General features: G+C 43.8%; 20 protein-coding genes. 3 read left to right on the top strand and 17 right to left on the bottom strand.

Going from position 1 to position 14,007, the window contains the following annotated elements; translation table 11 throughout:
• Positions 1–47: 47 nt before the first annotated feature.
• From L0Y31_RS12420 to L0Y31_RS12365, 12 genes are all read right to left on the bottom strand, one after another.
• Positions 48–794, bottom strand: coding sequence for a hypothetical protein (locus L0Y31_RS12420; protein ID WP_234733390.1), 747 nt, complete (start codon positions 792–794; stop codon positions 48–50).
• The gene (locus L0Y31_RS12415) at positions 791–1,492 is read right to left on the bottom strand and encodes a hypothetical protein (protein WP_234733389.1); all 702 of its coding nucleotides are present in this window, start codon (positions 1,490–1,492) and stop codon (positions 791–793) included. Before L0Y31_RS12415 ends, L0Y31_RS12420 begins: the two co-directional genes overlap by 4 nt.
• A complete protein-coding gene (locus L0Y31_RS12410; protein ID WP_234733388.1) occupies positions 1,489–2,007 on the bottom strand; it encodes a hypothetical protein in 519 nt (172 codons plus the stop codon). Before L0Y31_RS12410 ends, L0Y31_RS12415 begins: the two co-directional genes overlap by 4 nt.
• Positions 2,004–2,474 (bottom strand): hypothetical protein, encoded by a 471-nt coding sequence (locus L0Y31_RS12405; protein WP_234733387.1) that lies wholly within the window; start codon positions 2,472–2,474, stop codon positions 2,004–2,006. The genes L0Y31_RS12410 and L0Y31_RS12405 overlap by 4 nt, the downstream gene beginning before the upstream one ends.
• Entirely contained in the window at positions 2,474–2,641 is a 168-nt protein-coding gene (locus L0Y31_RS12400; RefSeq protein ID WP_234733386.1) for a hypothetical protein, read from the bottom strand. The genes L0Y31_RS12405 and L0Y31_RS12400 overlap by 1 nt, the downstream gene beginning before the upstream one ends.
• A gap of 89 nt (positions 2,642–2,730) precedes the next feature.
• Positions 2,731–3,030, bottom strand: a complete 300-nt coding sequence (locus tag L0Y31_RS12395) for a hypothetical protein (protein ID WP_234733385.1) — start codon at positions 3,028–3,030, stop codon at positions 2,731–2,733.
• A 44-nt stretch (positions 3,031–3,074) separates the two neighbouring features.
• Positions 3,075–3,314 (bottom strand): Acb2/Tad1 domain-containing protein, encoded by a 240-nt coding sequence (locus tag L0Y31_RS12390; protein WP_234733384.1) that lies wholly within the window; start codon positions 3,312–3,314, stop codon positions 3,075–3,077.
• Positions 3,315–3,374: 60 nt separating this feature from the next.
• On the bottom strand, positions 3,375–3,614 hold the full coding sequence (locus tag L0Y31_RS12385) for a hypothetical protein (protein ID WP_234733383.1): 240 nt from the start codon (positions 3,612–3,614) through the stop codon (positions 3,375–3,377).
• 23 nt (positions 3,615–3,637) lie between these two features.
• Entirely contained in the window at positions 3,638–4,615 is a 978-nt protein-coding gene (locus L0Y31_RS12380) for a hypothetical protein (protein ID WP_234733382.1), read from the bottom strand.
• A complete protein-coding gene (locus L0Y31_RS12375) occupies positions 4,608–4,808 on the bottom strand; it encodes a hypothetical protein (protein WP_234733381.1) in 201 nt (66 codons plus the stop codon). Before L0Y31_RS12375 ends, L0Y31_RS12380 begins: the two co-directional genes overlap by 8 nt.
• Complete coding sequence (locus tag L0Y31_RS12370; protein ID WP_234733380.1) at positions 4,802–6,067, bottom strand: hypothetical protein; 1,266 nt, start codon at positions 6,065–6,067, stop codon at positions 4,802–4,804. The genes L0Y31_RS12375 and L0Y31_RS12370 overlap by 7 nt, the downstream gene beginning before the upstream one ends.
• Entirely contained in the window at positions 6,057–6,521 is a 465-nt protein-coding gene (locus L0Y31_RS12365) for a DNA-packaging protein (protein ID WP_234733379.1), read from the bottom strand. Before L0Y31_RS12365 ends, L0Y31_RS12370 begins: the two co-directional genes overlap by 11 nt.
• Before the next feature lie 1,004 nt (positions 6,522–7,525).
• Between L0Y31_RS12365 and L0Y31_RS12360 the strand changes: the two genes are divergently transcribed.
• Both L0Y31_RS12360 and L0Y31_RS12355 read left to right on the top strand, forming a co-directional pair.
• The gene (locus L0Y31_RS12360; RefSeq protein ID WP_234733378.1) at positions 7,526–8,230 is read left to right on the top strand and encodes a hypothetical protein; all 705 of its coding nucleotides are present in this window, start codon (positions 7,526–7,528) and stop codon (positions 8,228–8,230) included.
• Positions 8,214–9,053 (top strand): patatin-like phospholipase family protein, encoded by an 840-nt coding sequence (locus L0Y31_RS12355; RefSeq protein WP_234733377.1) that lies wholly within the window; start codon positions 8,214–8,216, stop codon positions 9,051–9,053. The genes L0Y31_RS12360 and L0Y31_RS12355 overlap by 17 nt, the downstream gene beginning before the upstream one ends.
• Before the next feature lie 134 nt (positions 9,054–9,187).
• Here L0Y31_RS12355 and L0Y31_RS12350 read toward each other — a convergent pair whose 3' ends face one another.
• The 5 genes from L0Y31_RS12350 to L0Y31_RS12330 form a co-directional block, all read right to left on the bottom strand.
• Positions 9,188–10,444 carry a Y-family DNA polymerase gene (locus L0Y31_RS12350; protein ID WP_234733376.1) on the bottom strand — a complete coding sequence of 419 codons (1,257 nt, stop codon included), beginning with the start codon at positions 10,442–10,444 and terminating at the stop codon, positions 9,188–9,190.
• Positions 10,441–10,899 carry a LexA family protein gene (locus L0Y31_RS12345; protein WP_234733375.1) on the bottom strand — a complete coding sequence of 153 codons (459 nt, stop codon included), beginning with the start codon at positions 10,897–10,899 and terminating at the stop codon, positions 10,441–10,443. The genes L0Y31_RS12350 and L0Y31_RS12345 overlap by 4 nt, the downstream gene beginning before the upstream one ends.
• Before the next feature lie 545 nt (positions 10,900–11,444).
• The gene (locus L0Y31_RS12340; RefSeq protein WP_234733374.1) at positions 11,445–11,960 is read right to left on the bottom strand and encodes a putative molybdenum carrier protein; all 516 of its coding nucleotides are present in this window, start codon (positions 11,958–11,960) and stop codon (positions 11,445–11,447) included.
• Between the two features lie 3 nt (positions 11,961–11,963).
• Positions 11,964–12,320, bottom strand: coding sequence for a DUF3127 domain-containing protein (locus L0Y31_RS12335; RefSeq protein ID WP_234733373.1), 357 nt, complete (start codon positions 12,318–12,320; stop codon positions 11,964–11,966).
• Between the two features lie 109 nt (positions 12,321–12,429).
• Positions 12,430–13,050 (bottom strand): hypothetical protein, encoded by a 621-nt coding sequence (locus tag L0Y31_RS12330; RefSeq protein ID WP_234733372.1) that lies wholly within the window; start codon positions 13,048–13,050, stop codon positions 12,430–12,432.
• 688 nt (positions 13,051–13,738) lie between these two features.
• Here L0Y31_RS12330 and L0Y31_RS12325 point away from each other — a divergent pair.
• A complete protein-coding gene (locus tag L0Y31_RS12325) occupies positions 13,739–14,005 on the top strand; it encodes a hypothetical protein (protein ID WP_234733371.1) in 267 nt (88 codons plus the stop codon).
• The last annotated feature ends 2 nt before the right edge of the window (positions 14,006–14,007 follow it).

Below are 14,007 nucleotides of genomic sequence, written 5' to 3'. Positions count from 1 at the left end.
CAGATTGAATGCCGGTTTACTTTTGCCGCTTCGCTTTTCGGCTTCCTCTACTTTTCGTCGCTCATCCCGGAGCCAGGCGGCGGCGTAGTCGTGGTACTGCTCAACCGTGAATCGATCAAACTGTCGCATCGCAGCAGGGTTTCCCTGAGTGATTCGATAGCTGAAGTCGTGGCGTTCGTCAGCCCAGATTGCGGTGATTTCAATAACTGAATGCTCAATCTGAATATCTCCTCCCGATTTACGCTCTGGATATAGGTCAGGGTACCGGGATCGACAAGCCCGGACGAGGGTAGAAAGCGACCGAAAGGCGTGTTCAAAAAAAAAGCGTACAATTCGGGATGAAGTAGCCACTCATCAATCTTCTTCTGGTTGATATCCGAACTTACCGTGGCCGGGTCTTCATCCTCTCCAAAAAACCAGATGGCCGCCGCTTCGTAAATCATGGACACATCAATTCCCAACAGGCGCCGCTCCCGGAGACGAGTCAACGTGTACTGGCACTGCTGGATATTCTCCTGCGCCCGCTCCGGGTCGATACTGTACTGAGAAAGAGCCGTACGGATCAGGCTTTTAAAACCTTGCAGGGTAACGCGAAACAGTTCGCTGTTTAGTTTCAAGGTGTCGTGTTTACGCAGCGTGTCCGTGAACGCGTGGAAGCGTCCCATCATTAAATTAGTGCCACTACCAGTAGCTTCGTAATACTGAACTCCTCCTATAATAAACGGACGGCCATCGGGTAGGCTGGCTTTTTGGATAAACCCTTGTTCTAGGGCTTCCTGAAAGGCTTTGATCATTCGGCGGCGGAGTTAGGGGTGGTAAGTGCTTTCAGGGTCGCTTCGTAATTAAGCAGCGTTTTGCGACGGGCATCGAGGGCCACTTGATCTTCCGGCGTTAGGTCCTTCACCATCAAATTCAGGTCAATCACCTCCGCAATGTTCATGTCTCGCAACTTTTCCAGCGTCTTGAGATCGAATAGCTCCTCAACCGGCACGAACTTACCGATCGGCAAGCTTAGGAATAGTCCGTAGAGATGCGGGTGACGAAGCCAAGCCTCAACTTTATTCTGATGCAATCCAGCATCTATGCCCTGAGGATCTTCCTCTTCGGAGAAGAACCAGACAGACGCGATGTCGTAGACCTGCGCGATGTCCAGACCAAAGTTGTGCCGCTGTTCCAGGTGTTCGACCGTATAGAGAAAACGACGCAGGTTATCCTGCGCCTGCTCAAAGTCGAGATCAAACTGAGCCAGCGCCACGGTGAGGTTATGCTGCATCGTTTGCAGCGAAGTAGTCAGCAAATCATCCGACAGCTTGAAGATATCGTGCCTGCGCAGGAGGTCGGAAAAGCGATGATGCCGATACATCATCAGGCTTCTTCCTTTTTCAGTGGCTTGGTAGTACTGAATACCCTCGACAATAAATGGTTTGCCATCAGGCAAGCTAGCTGGTTCAATTAGTCCGGCTTCAAGTGCATCACGAAAAGCTTTGATCATACGTCTGAGTTATCTATAAGGTGGGTGAATTCATTAAAGTCGTCATCGCTCACATCCTGAATGGTGTAGCGAATAGCAAATGCCCACCATGCCGGATCGTGATTCTGATCTTTGTTGGCTGGCAGCTTCCAGTAGCGATCCAGCACCGACAGCGTGTCATTGTCGAAGCCTTCAACCAGAATCGAATCAATTTCCGATAAAGCGGATAACGCAGTTGTGAGGCCGGACGCCGATTTGCACACACCGATCAGGATCATATTGAGCCCGAAGAAGTAGGAGCGCTGCGTACCCCATAGCCGCGAATTAGCCGTCCGGCCACCAGCCATCAAGTGACAGGATTGCCAGGCCATTTTGTTGTTAGGCGTAATACGGGTCTTGCCATCAGGCAGAAACAATCCTTGCCGGCTTGTCTGCTGGTCAAACATGGTTTTGGCTATACCAACAACCTGAGTATTTCTTTCGCCAAGCGCCTCGGTAATCAGAGCATTGATCTGCTCAATTCGTTCATTAATCATTGTCGTAAATCATCTATCAATCGTTCAGCAATGCCGTCTACAATCTGGCTTTGTTCTTTATCCGACAGGTCAAAAATCGGTTGGCCGTAGTAGGCTTCCTGATAGCCTGCAATGTCAGCTGAGCGATCATCCCGAAAGCCGACGATAGCCTCTTTCGGAGACACAGACAGCACATCCCAATTCCGCATCAAATCGCCTTCCAGGGTCAAATCCACATGGTTCGTTTGCCTTCCACGCTCAGACCGGCGCTTACTATGCTGCCGGGAGTAGACGCCACTTCGAATCACTGCTTTGGTAACTAGCCGAGAGTTGATCCCTTGCCCTGACTGCTGGACGCGATCCGCAATAATGGCCAGGGCATCATGAGCGGCGATGCGGAGGTTGTCCTGCATTCCATTCTCAGCACGCTCGACTGATCGAAGCAGGTCCCTGAACACATCTTCGGCGTTTGACTCGAATGAATACATCAGCGGTAGATGAGAATGATTTGGTTGATCGCGTTCAGTAAAAGCAATAGAGCAACGCCAAGAACGAAGCGCCGGCCATTCACATGCTCCATATCCACCACCGCAGTGGTCAAAATGATAGCAATGATCAGGCTCAGTACAATACAGGTGATAGTGATAGCGGTCATTCTTTATGTAAGGTTTAGCCCGTAAGCTTAATTATGAATTTCTATGATTAAGCTTACGGGCATCTTATGTTAGCTCTTGCTTATAAGTTCTACGCTTGTAAAATGCCCCGCCCAAACAGGACTGACATCAAAATTGCAGTCACCAACATAGAGGCAATCAATGAGCCCCCGCTGCGCCAGGCAGAACCACCGAAGAGCTTAATCATAGCCTTGATTAGCACTTCCAAGAACTGGAGGGTTGCAATCTTCACTGTACCCAGCCGACCCGGTGGAGTTTTGATGAGTAAGGGTTTAGCGAACCGCTTATTATCCCGGTGAACCATGCGATAAAGCAGCGTGGACAGCGACAGAAGTATGCTGGCCAAAAGAGAGATATTGAGAACAAACATGATTAAAGCGAAATTGAGTTTTAAGGTTTGGAAAATGAGATGGATTAACCCAGATGGATAGTGGCCGCCTTGACTGCCCACATTGACGCTTCTTCGACGGCTGTCAAGGCCAGTGCTTTCAGTCGCAGGAATTCGCCTGGATTATTGGCGAGCTTTTCCGGTACCGGAATCGCGTTGATCTTGTTGATCAGCGCGGCTGAATCCTGTTTGATTTGCGACACTTCGTCGGTTTTAGATGGGTTGAACGCCATACGTACGCGCTCTTCTCCGATAGTTTGACTCATTGTATTGGTAGTTAAATTGGTTACGATGATTGATTGAATGGCATAATGCCGTTGTGCGAATTATTGCCAGCGAATAGTCCGCTTACCGCCAATTCTTCGTTCAGAAATGATTTTATAACCATCCTGTTCAAGTCGATCCAAGACGGGTTTCTTTATCACTTCATAGGTTTCAAGTTGGACAGCGCCATTATTGGCATGAACTTGGATGTCCTGATAGATGCGGTCGAGTTGCGCCTGATCAATGGGTTCAACTTTCTCTTTTGCCTGCTCTGCAAGCCTTTTCGCTTCGGATGCTTTCATTATATTATTCTGACAATGGTTGCTTAAACGAATGAGCCGCTATAGTACCCGGCCTGGTCATCAGCGTTGGGCTTCAGATTGCCGACCTGCATCAGGTGATCCCTAATGAGTCGAACGACCGGCTTCAAGGACGACTTGAACTGCTTTTCCAATGCGGCTTCCTGCTCAATAGTGAATTCGCGGTTCGTGTTGGTGAACAGGTTGAAGTTGGGCGAGCCTAATTTTTCCGTCATCAGGAGTGATCCACAAAGATTCAGGTAGGCAAAGCGCAACTGCTGAGCGAAACGGGGCAGTACTGCGGCCAGGGTACGCTGGTGCTCAGCTTCGAGGTAGACGTAACAAGCCGGTAGGTTCTCGTTCGTTATGCATGCTGCTACACTTTCAACATACTGTGCTTTAGCTACCTTGTACGAGTCGTTACACACACTCCACGTTGGCTCAGACAACTTGACTAGTGACAAAGACGTTGACTTAATGCCAATAAAAAGGCGAGGGCTTTCTAAGAGAGCAATGTTATGATCAATACCAATTGGCAACGTATTGACACCGGGCAGGACCAAGTGAGTCATACGCTGAAGCTCCCGATGCGGCTTGCGCTTTAAATCGATGATAACGAGTTCAGCATTTACTGATGACTCGATGTTGGCCATGAACGTCAGGTTCATTAAGCGCAACCGGCTGTTTGGCGAAGCAGGAACCTCAATAGTGACTCCGTTGAAGCAAAGGGCAGGCTCCGAAACCCCGTCTAGCGGTTGCGGCTGTTCCATTTGTGCCAGAACGGAGTTGTAGTTGGCTTCTTTGGCCAACAGTCCCTCAATTTCAGAGATCGTCCGATCAAGGGCGGCCCGGTGCGTACGGTCCCAGACAGCTTTGGCATCCGGCGCATCGCTGGTTTCCAAGGCTTCGACGAGCTCAGTCGAAAGACCAGGCAGATCATTGACGTAGCTGACGGCTGTGGTGACGTCTTTCAGTCCGACAAGGGTAGTAAATGGATTAGTCATCTTGCTTGCTTAAAATCGTGTCCCAGTCAGTAATACACTCGTACTCATCATCTTTGTACTTGCTTCGAAAACGGACAGTGCGACGCTCGATAGCCCAGAACACGCCGTAAACCAGCAGTGCAGCCGACCACAAAGCCAGGATGAGAACGACGATGGTGAGTAGCCAATCGGCTATTAAGTAGTGTTTTACCATGCTGTCTTGCTGATTTCTTTGAAAGTGGTGTATTCGAAGTTTACCAGGTCGTAGCGGAAGCAATCGCCTATATGACCATAGTCATACTTATCACAGTCAGGCTTATCTAAACCTCCATCCGAGGCTGTTTTCATTCGGACTACATCAGAAGCCAGAATGGGGCATTTATCCCGATCGATAATAAGTTTTGCACCATAGTGCTTGATAAGCGAGTTGCAGATGAATCGACTACTAGCTGTCGAGGGATTGCTCAGAGGAACGGCCATATAGTCACAGAAGTTAGCGCCATACTTGGCCATGTAGCCTTTGATAAGGCTCCAGGCAGATTTATTGCCGGTCGTATAGGCAGAAGCACTGTTACCGGATGCATCACCCGTAAACATGATTAAGTAGCGACCGAACCGGGTAGCCAGTTGCTTACAGATCGCCTCTAAATCTTCCTCATCCCCACCCTGATGAATCTCTTCCAGATAAACCAGCGCGCCATTCTGCTTTTGACGAATGGTCACCGAATTCACCTTGTTAAAGTCCATGCTTACGTAAACCGGTTGCTTCGGATCGAAAACTGTACCGGTTTTGAGATTGACCGCCTCTTTGATCTTGAAGTAGAGATTACCCGCCAGCTCTACAAACTCGGCTTCGTACTCCTGCTGAAAGGTTAATAGATCCAAATCGTTTTTGGCATCCAGGACCTCCGCCGGATCGATGTACGGGTTAGCGACGGTTTTATAATGAAATTCCTTCCACCCCGGCTTCATGCCTCCATTTTGACACAACTTGTAGAAGTAGTTCTGCCGACCCTTCGGCGTCGACATAAAAAAGGCGTCTCCTTTGAAGTCTGTTAGTGTTGGCCGAATACACTGCGTCCAGGCGGTTTCTAAATCATCCGCCATGGCCGCCTCATCAACAATCACCCGTTTGTACTTCCGACCACGACCAGCGTTCTTATCCTGAAGTGACCAGAAGTCAATTCGACCACCACCCAGCAACCAGATAGTCTTTTGCTGCTCATCCTTGTCCGTTCGAATCGGTTCAATCATATCGTTGAACTCGTCCCAGAACTGAGCCATCAGTTTATAGGTAGCGTTGAAGTAGGCCGCTGACATGGAATGATCCAGCGCCGTTTCGATAAGCAGGTCTTTGGCTAAGTCACTCTTTCCAAAGCGCCGTCCGCAGCGAAGCGCGTTGAAGCGAAGAGCATTGTCAACAATGTATTGTTGCGCTTCGTGTAGTTCGGGCAGGATCAGGTCAATCTCCATCGTGTTTCGGTCGTTCTTTGCGTTGACGTTTCACATTGATGGTGACCGACCCGGTCTGCTCGAATTTCTCACTTAATCCGAGATCACGGGAGATGATGTTGGCATTGTAAGCGCCTACAACTGCCCCCTCGTACTTTTGATTTCGAATGATCTCTTCTATACGCGTAATGACCGACAAAAAATCTTCAGGAGCGTTCTTTCTGAACTCTCGAAACCAACTACTCGTCGTATTACAGTACAAGCAAAAGGCTTCAATGGTGTAGGGTCTTGAGGTAGGAAGTTGTACCCGTTCAGCGTCTTTTCCTTTGAAATCTACTTTAACCCACGGATTAGCGTCGCACCATTCGAAATACTCTGCTGCTGCCTCCCAAAGCAAATCAGGAGTAGCAAATAGCTTATCACGGCCATGCTTACTTCGTATCTTCCAAAACTGATTTCCTTCTGGCGCTGGCATACTAAAAGATAGTAGCCGCCTTTATGCCGTGTACAGAATATGCCCGCGCTGTGGGTATCAGCCGGGCTTCTGATCTTTTCCTATAACGTTCAAGTACAAGTTTTACGGCGCTAATAGCGGTAGGCAAATATACACTTGTACTTATAAATATCAATACATATACAATTACAAAATAATATCGATTTAGATGATTCGTTATAGTATGCAACAACTAGTTACATTAACATATTTTAATGTATACTTAAAAGATCAGAAGAGGTCTTTTGAATAAATCTTTATACTACCTGATCACTGAATAATTTTCTACTAATGTTGAAGAATCGGCCTGCAAATTACTTTGTGCATGGCTAGTACTACTTTCTAAATCTATTGTAAACACAAATACAATATAAGACAAACACCCTCCCCTTTATTTGTCATATTTAATTTAGGTTTGTAACCCAAAGACAATAAAAAAAACACAACATAGTATATTTTTTAAATATTCTTAATCCCTTGATATATCTACAAAGTATAATCACTTTTTACCGTATGATAAAAACGTAGTTATTTCTGTACTGATAAAATGAAAATATATAAATTGACGAATCATACTATCTTGTTAATATTTGTGAGCTAACAAGATTGGTTAAAATTTACTTTAAGGTGCTAGCGAAAATTATTCATTCAACAAAAGCTCTATTTATTTGAACATTCAAGTAGGTAAGGGCTTTGTGACTTTAATTACTATCTCTGTTCTATAGTTTCTACAATTGACTCAACGTCATCTAATGTGTTGATATTTGTATACTCAAGTATCAAACTAAATTTGACGTCTCCTTTTTGTAGATTCCTGTTTATATACCCTCTGATATTTAAGTCCTCGACTGAAATCAGGTAATCCTTAAACAAGAGATGTCCATTGCACCAATTGATGAAGCGGCTCTCCTCCCACTCACTTTCAAATACTGGATATTCTATCTTGTAGTTCATTTTTTTAGCTTTTAATCAAATATAATAAAAATATGGAAGCGAAGCCGTTTGACCTATTTGGTCTTGGAAACTTATCTAGCATTTTTACAATAATAGGTGGAATAGCTGCTGTCCTTACTCTGTTTGTAAGAAATATTTCATTAAAAGGAGTAGCAAAAAATTTATACAAATTTAATCCTTCCCTAGATGTCATGGAAAATTACGATGATATGTGGAAGAAATTAAAACAAATATTACAAGATGAGTTTAACAAAGGATATCCGATTCAAATTAAGAATGTTGGTTTAGATCTAGAAAAGATATTACCAGATCTAGCTAATCTTGCAGATGATATGTACAACAAAAGCAATAAGCTTTCATTTTCGTATAGAGGCCTAATAATAAATTCTGATTCAAATCATATTGCTCCCTTAATAAATGGAGATAGTAACATACAATCTGAATTTATAAAATCATCTCACAAAAGATTAGATTTACTTTTACTAAAGAATAAAACCAGACAAAACATTAAGTTTGCTGCTCGAAAATATGATTTTCCATTAGTTTTCCATGGCTTGATGATTAATAATAAATATCTTTTCTTGGGCTTTACTGAAATTACAAATGATAAAATGTATGGTTCAAATAAACCATATATATATATTGAGCACAAAATTAAAAATAAAATCACTAACCATTATTTTTCATTCTATAACCATTGGTTTGATTATTATTGGAATTATGAAGACCAAAAATAAAAACATACTATCGCTTGATGCTGGAGGTGTGAAGGGTGTATATTCTTTGCATATAATTTCATATATTGAGAAAGAGCTTAACATCAGCTTTTCTAAGCATTTTGATTTTTTAATTGGCACATCAATAGGTGCTGTAATCGCTACTAACTTAGCATATGGACTAAGTGTAACTGAGATGCTTAATCATTTCAAAGGAATAAAAGAAAATGCTCATCAAGGCCAGTCTAGCCTTATGACTTTTCTATTTGAATATATAGATTATATTTATGGGACAGAAAAGATATCAGCAGTAAGCAAAAAAGTATTCTTACCTATATATAATTCCTCTGAAAAGAGGATTACTTCTTTTGGTATTAACTCAAATACTGATGATAATATTAAAATAGCTGATGTACTAAAAGCTTCTTGCTCTGACATTCGGATTACACAACCATACAATATTAATGAATTAAAAGCAACTTTTGTTGATGCAGGCTTTTTCGCTTATGATCCAACTCTATTTTTCCTTCGAAAAAATATTGACTTATTAAATAAACATACTAATTGCCTGTCAATAGGCAGCGGCTTAATAGAAAACTTCTCAAATGATTTAAATATGGGTTATCCATTTGATTTAGTTTATGACGCTATCATTTATGAACAATTTGAGGAAAATACTTTTATTTTTAATTATTTAGTTGAAAATAAAAAGATAAGTTATTTGAGAGTATCAGAATTTCCTAGTAGCTATATTAATCCTCTATCCATTGATGATATAATAGAATTAGCCTTAAAAAAGGCTAACAGTATTGATAGGGCAAAATTGAATTATTTCTTTAAATAGATCGCTTTTAATACTATTATCGATTTACTATATATAATAATATTTTTGATATGTAGCACACATATTGAAAGTTCACTAGGATATAGCTGGCTTTTACGATAGGTTAAGCGGGTAAATAATACAAATAAGAGAGATTATCCCTTTGTTACTAGAATATCTTTCCAGCGCGTGGTGTAGCATCTTGATAGCCACTTTTGTTTCATTGGCCAGGTTCTATCGTAGCCCTGAGCGGCCAGACGCACCTTATCCCGGCCAAACTGTCGATTTATCCCATCAACCGCTTTACTGAGGGCGGCTAACTTTTCATCCGGCAACTCGGTGAACAGATTGATCTGTCGGTGGTCGTCTGGTACCAGATCGTTTAGAAAGATGCCTAATTTCTGATACTCGTATCCGAACTGAAAAATTTCGTCCAAGGCAGCGCTGGCGTATTTTAGTAGCTCGGTATTGCTACTGGAGGGATGGGGTAGGATAACCGTGCGGGAATTGTAATAATGCTTCGCATTCTTCTTGAACCGGTTGGTATGGACAAAAACCGTGATGCTGGTCGCTGCCGACTCCTGTTTTCTAAGCTTTTCGGATGCTCTGGCCAGATAGGTTGCCAACGCCATACGGAGCCGGGCCAGATCAGGAACGCCAACTCCGAAGGATGGAGCGACACAAATATTTTTTTTCTTGGCAGGCTCTAATTCCAGCAGCTTGACGGGTATACCCCTGAGCTCGTACACCAGTCGTAGGCCGTTTACCGTCATTCGCTCGTTGATCCAATCTTCGTCGGTTTGGCTGAGTTCCCAGGCGGTTTTGATTTCATTTCGCTTCAACATCGACTCAAACCGGTACCCAATGCCCCATAAATCTCCAATCGGAAAAGCCATCAGCGCGTCTCGTATCTGATCAGCGTGTCGGAGCGCCAATACACCGCCCGTGCTTGGGTCTTTCTTCGCTAACTTGTTGGCCACCTTCGCCAAGGTTTTCGTGGGTGCAATGCCGAACGATACCGGGATGCGCGTCCACTGGCTGATTGTTTCGCGCAGATTCCGGCAAAAAGCTTCGGGATCGGGTTCGCGCGATAAATCCAGAAACGCCTCATCGATGGAATACACTTCGATCGTTTCCACAAACCGAGCCAGGATAGCCATCACCCGCGATGACATGTCCCCGTAAAGGACGTAGTTCGAACTGAACACCTGAATCTGAGCCGAATCAATGAGTTCGTTTATCTCGTGGTAAGGCGTTCCCATCTTTACGCCAATATCTTTTGCCTCATTCGAGCGGGCAATCACGCAACCATCGTTATTACTCAAAACGATGACAGGCCTGTTTTCCAGTCCCGGATTAAAACTACGCTCGCAACTAACGTAGAAGTTGTTGCAGTCCATGATCGCTATCATGCTAGTTTCTGTATGACGTGCGTAACAACTCCAAAAAGCCGGAAATCATCGCCTGGATGCACGAAAATTGGCGCGTACTTCGGATTCGAAGAGTGTAGCACAACCATCTCTTTCAGCCGCTGCATCCGCTTCACGGCATGGTCACCGTTCAGCCAGACTACGACGACTTTTCCCTCGACGTGCTCCCTGGTGCAGTCCACGATCAAAACGTCACCCGGTTCAATCCGGTCACCGGACATACTATCACCACCCACCCGGACGAAGTACGTGGCTTCCTTGTCGGTAATACAGAGTTCATTCAGGTCGCATACCTTTTCAATGTGATTCTCGGCCGGGGAAGGAAAGCCAGCAGCTACCTTGCTTTCAAAGAAAGGGATAGGCAGACGCTTGCCAACCTTAGCCTTGTAAAAGCTTTCAGGCGACAAACGATCCTGTAGATGGAATTGATTTATCATAACATATTGGTGATGAGTGAGGATGTATAAAACAAAACAACTACAATATGTAACAGAAAAAATATATACTACAAATAATGTTACTAAAATGTTTGATTTGTAACACAAAAGGACAGTATTAACACAAAAAACCGGCTGATTTGCCGGTTCTGTTTGCATTCTATGACTGAGTTGCGTCGCGTTCTATAAAGTAAATGCTTTATTTTGCAGCCATTGTTTTATAGGATATAATAGATTTGCCTTAGTTATTATATGTAGGTATTTAGTAATGATATTCAACCGGCCTTTGTCTACAGTACTTGATATATTTGCTTCTCTTGAAGAGAATGAAGTGTATCCAATTGATCGCATGAACTTGACAGAGCAGCAGGATGGTATCATTCTATTTTTTGATCAGCGTTATAAAAGTAAGTTCAGCCTTATTGATGCTATTCTACAGGAGCATAATCTTAAAATCTCTTGTTGCCGATCCGATAAAATAACTAATGACATGATATTGACGATCAAAGAAGACCTCTCAACAGAGGATTGATCATTTTTTACGATTAGTTCCGTGTCATTAACTTAATCTTCCGCTTCACGGTTGCAATATAAGTAGCGTAAAGGGTCGGCAAGTCAGGCAGCATTAAGGCCTTCACGAGGATTTCGGCGTATTTATGCGCATCGCTCATCGGTAACTTACTCCCCCGCGTGCCTGCTACGTTCAATATTTGAATGCCACGCTGCTTAATCCAGGCGCGCAGCTCCTCGGCCGTTGGGTTATGAATGTAAGGCTTGCCCAGTTCAGCCGCAATTTTGATTGTTAATGCCGTACCTCCGCTGTTTTCCCCAAACATTACGGTTCCATCACTATCCAGTACGTTTTGACGGGTGCGGGGCGGGTATTTCGAACTGAAGTGCTGGGTTAAACCGAACTCAGCAAGGCTAGGGTTTGGACCATCTTCGGTTAAATAACCTTGCGGCGCCGTGCCACCAGTCGCAATGCTGAGCGACTGGGCAACAGCTAAGCCAATCTGGTCGACACCTGTTTGGCCGCCTGAAATGATTTTGATTATTGACATGCTTTAAAAGGGCAATTCATCAGGTCCAGAATTATTCAACGCATCACTCCCCATTTGTTCAATTGAAGACGACCTACTTTCTTGCCTCGGTGCCTCCCCTATCTTCTCAGTACTATACGCCTTGAGCACAGTATACCACCGCCCATTGTACTCCTTACTGGATGCACTCACCTGCACTTTAACCGCCTGACCAGGCGCAAGCCCTGACGCATCTTTATTGCTGAAATAAGTCACGATCACATCGGAAGGAAATTTATCCTCATTTTGAGTAATTAATATTTCCTGTTTGGTCCAAGTACCTTTCTTACTCTGTCCGGACGTTTCAGGAAAAATGATTTTTACGATACCCTTAATTTCCATTGGTTGTTGTTTACGTACTTTAAGAAGTAAATGTGAGCAAAGTTCCTGTCAACCTCAGTCCGCAGAATAGATAGTCATTCTCCTCAATTCAAACGCGTATTGAGTTATTTCACACCGCTGATTTCTCATTGATCTGGTTGAATCTTTCCGTGGCTGCTTCTTTAAAATCACGGCTATTGAGCACGTATTCGGGCAATTTTGCTTTGATATCTTTCAATTGCTCGACGGTTTCGCATTTCTTGATACCCATCGCCGCTTTGCTAATCTCCAGCTTTACCCGCGCCTCTTCCATTTTCAGCGCCTGATCATGCTGGCCTTTGAAGACATCAATCCCAATCCCCATATACGAACAGATTTTGGTGATGGCGTCCGTAGCTGCTCCTTTTGCCGCATCACCCATATCGTCGTTTGACGCTCCAGCGATGCATTCATAGTGAATGCCATAATCCGGAATTTCCAGTACCGTTTTAGCAACGGCAAAATATTCCGTCCGTTCCTTCCCGTTTGAAGTTGTATAAGACCTGATGGTAAATAAGCTACCGTCGGCAGTCGCGGGAAGCAAATCGGTTTTTATGGTCCATTTACCGATTCCAAAAACGTCGTTAAGCCGTTCTGTCACGTAAATAGCCTTAATCGTCGACATACCTTGCTTGGTCGGATGCGGCTTGACGGCCTCGGCAGGCAGCGGCTTTTTAATGAGCAGTTGTTGTTCAGCAGTTAAGTCTTTCATGGCTTTAAGTTTTAGCGATTGATTTGCTATGGATTCTTATTGGAGACATAAACAGACCCGTTTTCTCGCATCACGATTGCAGAGTATCGATCAGTCCGAAGTACAATATGAGCGCCCATTAGCCTAGCCGTCCACTTTTCTTTCCAGGCGCTTATTGCTTCTTGTTCGTAATAGTAGATGCCTCTAAACTCTGTAACAGGAGTAAGCCCAAAGACTCGCTTAAGAGCTTTAAATGCAGATATTGTCAACCTTAGTTCATTACAGATCCTTAGTCGAGACCAGTAGCCTAATTGAGAAGCAGCCCCAAGACAACGATTAAGTTTTGGGTTGAAATAAATAATCGCCTCTTGTTCAAGCTTTTTTAAATCCTCAATAGCACAAGGAAAGAAACTGAACGAGGTAAAAACTTTGTCCCTATGAACTGGTAGCCTATCGTATAGATTCACTGTCTGTCCTACATATATGACTTGCTGCTTATCATCCAGCAAATAGTATATTCCGGTAAGAGCTTCAAGCCTTTGATAGAATTGGATTATTTGTATTAAATCTAGATGATCAGTAAAACTCTGCATATAACTGCTCGTTGGATTCGCTGAAACTCTACCCAAATATACAATACCTATGCGTAACAATCAATAATTATTACGCATAGGTATTGTAAAAATATTCCCTTTGCTTACTTTTAATTATGAACCGACGCAATCAACGAAAAGGAATAACCCAAGGACGTTATTTAGAAGATGCCATCAAGGCTCAAGGGGATTCAATATTGGGTGCGGCCAAAAAGCTAGGGCTGAGTCGTGCCGAAAAGTTTTATAATCACATCAACGATAAGACGTACCTAAGCTTTGAATCCGTGGCCGAATTGCTGGCGCTATATCCGACATTGAACCCAACGTATATATTCACTGGCAAGGGACCAATGAAGCTTGATAAGTCCGAAGTATCTTTCTAAAA

Origin of the sequence: Tellurirhabdus bombi, assembly GCF_021484805.1 — a bacterium.
Lineage (GTDB): Bacteria > Bacteroidota > Bacteroidia > Cytophagales > Spirosomataceae > Tellurirhabdus > Tellurirhabdus bombi.
Note: the sequence above shows the minus strand (reverse complement) of the source record. Positions and strands in the feature narration are given on the sequence as shown.

What these genes read in the sequence shown, in the direction of transcription:
- L0Y31_RS12420 (WP_234733390.1), bottom strand. Translation starts at nt 794, where the DNA reads ATGATCAAAGCCTTTCAGGAAGCCCTAGAACAAGGGTTTATCCAAAAA.
- L0Y31_RS12415 (WP_234733389.1), bottom strand. Translation starts at nt 1,492, where the DNA reads ATGATCAAAGCTTTTCGTGATGCACTTGAAGCCGGACTAATTGAACCA.
- L0Y31_RS12410 (WP_234733388.1), bottom strand. Translation starts at nt 2,007, where the DNA reads ATGATTAATGAACGAATTGAGCAGATCAATGCTCTGATTACCGAGGCG.
- L0Y31_RS12405 (WP_234733387.1), bottom strand. Translation starts at nt 2,474, where the DNA reads ATGTATTCATTCGAGTCAAACGCCGAAGATGTGTTCAGGGACCTGCTT.
- L0Y31_RS12400 (WP_234733386.1), bottom strand. Translation starts at nt 2,641, where the DNA reads ATGACCGCTATCACTATCACCTGTATTGTACTGAGCCTGATCATTGCT.
- L0Y31_RS12395 (WP_234733385.1), bottom strand. Translation starts at nt 3,030, where the DNA reads ATGTTTGTTCTCAATATCTCTCTTTTGGCCAGCATACTTCTGTCGCTG.
- L0Y31_RS12390 (WP_234733384.1), bottom strand. Translation starts at nt 3,314, where the DNA reads ATGAGTCAAACTATCGGAGAAGAGCGCGTACGTATGGCGTTCAACCCA.
- L0Y31_RS12385 (WP_234733383.1), bottom strand. Translation starts at nt 3,614, where the DNA reads ATGAAAGCATCCGAAGCGAAAAGGCTTGCAGAGCAGGCAAAAGAGAAA.
- L0Y31_RS12380 (WP_234733382.1), bottom strand. Translation starts at nt 4,615, where the DNA reads ATGACTAATCCATTTACTACCCTTGTCGGACTGAAAGACGTCACCACA.
- L0Y31_RS12375 (WP_234733381.1), bottom strand. Translation starts at nt 4,808, where the DNA reads ATGGTAAAACACTACTTAATAGCCGATTGGCTACTCACCATCGTCGTT.
- L0Y31_RS12370 (WP_234733380.1), bottom strand. Translation starts at nt 6,067, where the DNA reads ATGGAGATTGACCTGATCCTGCCCGAACTACACGAAGCGCAACAATAC.
- L0Y31_RS12365 (WP_234733379.1), bottom strand. Translation starts at nt 6,521, where the DNA reads ATGCCAGCGCCAGAAGGAAATCAGTTTTGGAAGATACGAAGTAAGCAT.
- L0Y31_RS12360 (WP_234733378.1), top strand. Translation starts at nt 7,526, where the DNA reads ATGGAAGCGAAGCCGTTTGACCTATTTGGTCTTGGAAACTTATCTAGC.
- L0Y31_RS12355 (WP_234733377.1), top strand. Translation starts at nt 8,214, where the DNA reads ATGAAGACCAAAAATAAAAACATACTATCGCTTGATGCTGGAGGTGTG.
- L0Y31_RS12350 (WP_234733376.1), bottom strand. Translation starts at nt 10,444, where the DNA reads ATGATAGCGATCATGGACTGCAACAACTTCTACGTTAGTTGCGAGCGT.
- L0Y31_RS12345 (WP_234733375.1), bottom strand. Translation starts at nt 10,899, where the DNA reads ATGATAAATCAATTCCATCTACAGGATCGTTTGTCGCCTGAAAGCTTT.
- L0Y31_RS12340 (WP_234733374.1), bottom strand. Translation starts at nt 11,960, where the DNA reads ATGTCAATAATCAAAATCATTTCAGGCGGCCAAACAGGTGTCGACCAG.
- L0Y31_RS12335 (WP_234733373.1), bottom strand. Translation starts at nt 12,320, where the DNA reads ATGGAAATTAAGGGTATCGTAAAAATCATTTTTCCTGAAACGTCCGGA.
- L0Y31_RS12330 (WP_234733372.1), bottom strand. Translation starts at nt 13,050, where the DNA reads ATGAAAGACTTAACTGCTGAACAACAACTGCTCATTAAAAAGCCGCTG.
- L0Y31_RS12325 (WP_234733371.1), top strand. Translation starts at nt 13,739, where the DNA reads ATGAACCGACGCAATCAACGAAAAGGAATAACCCAAGGACGTTATTTA.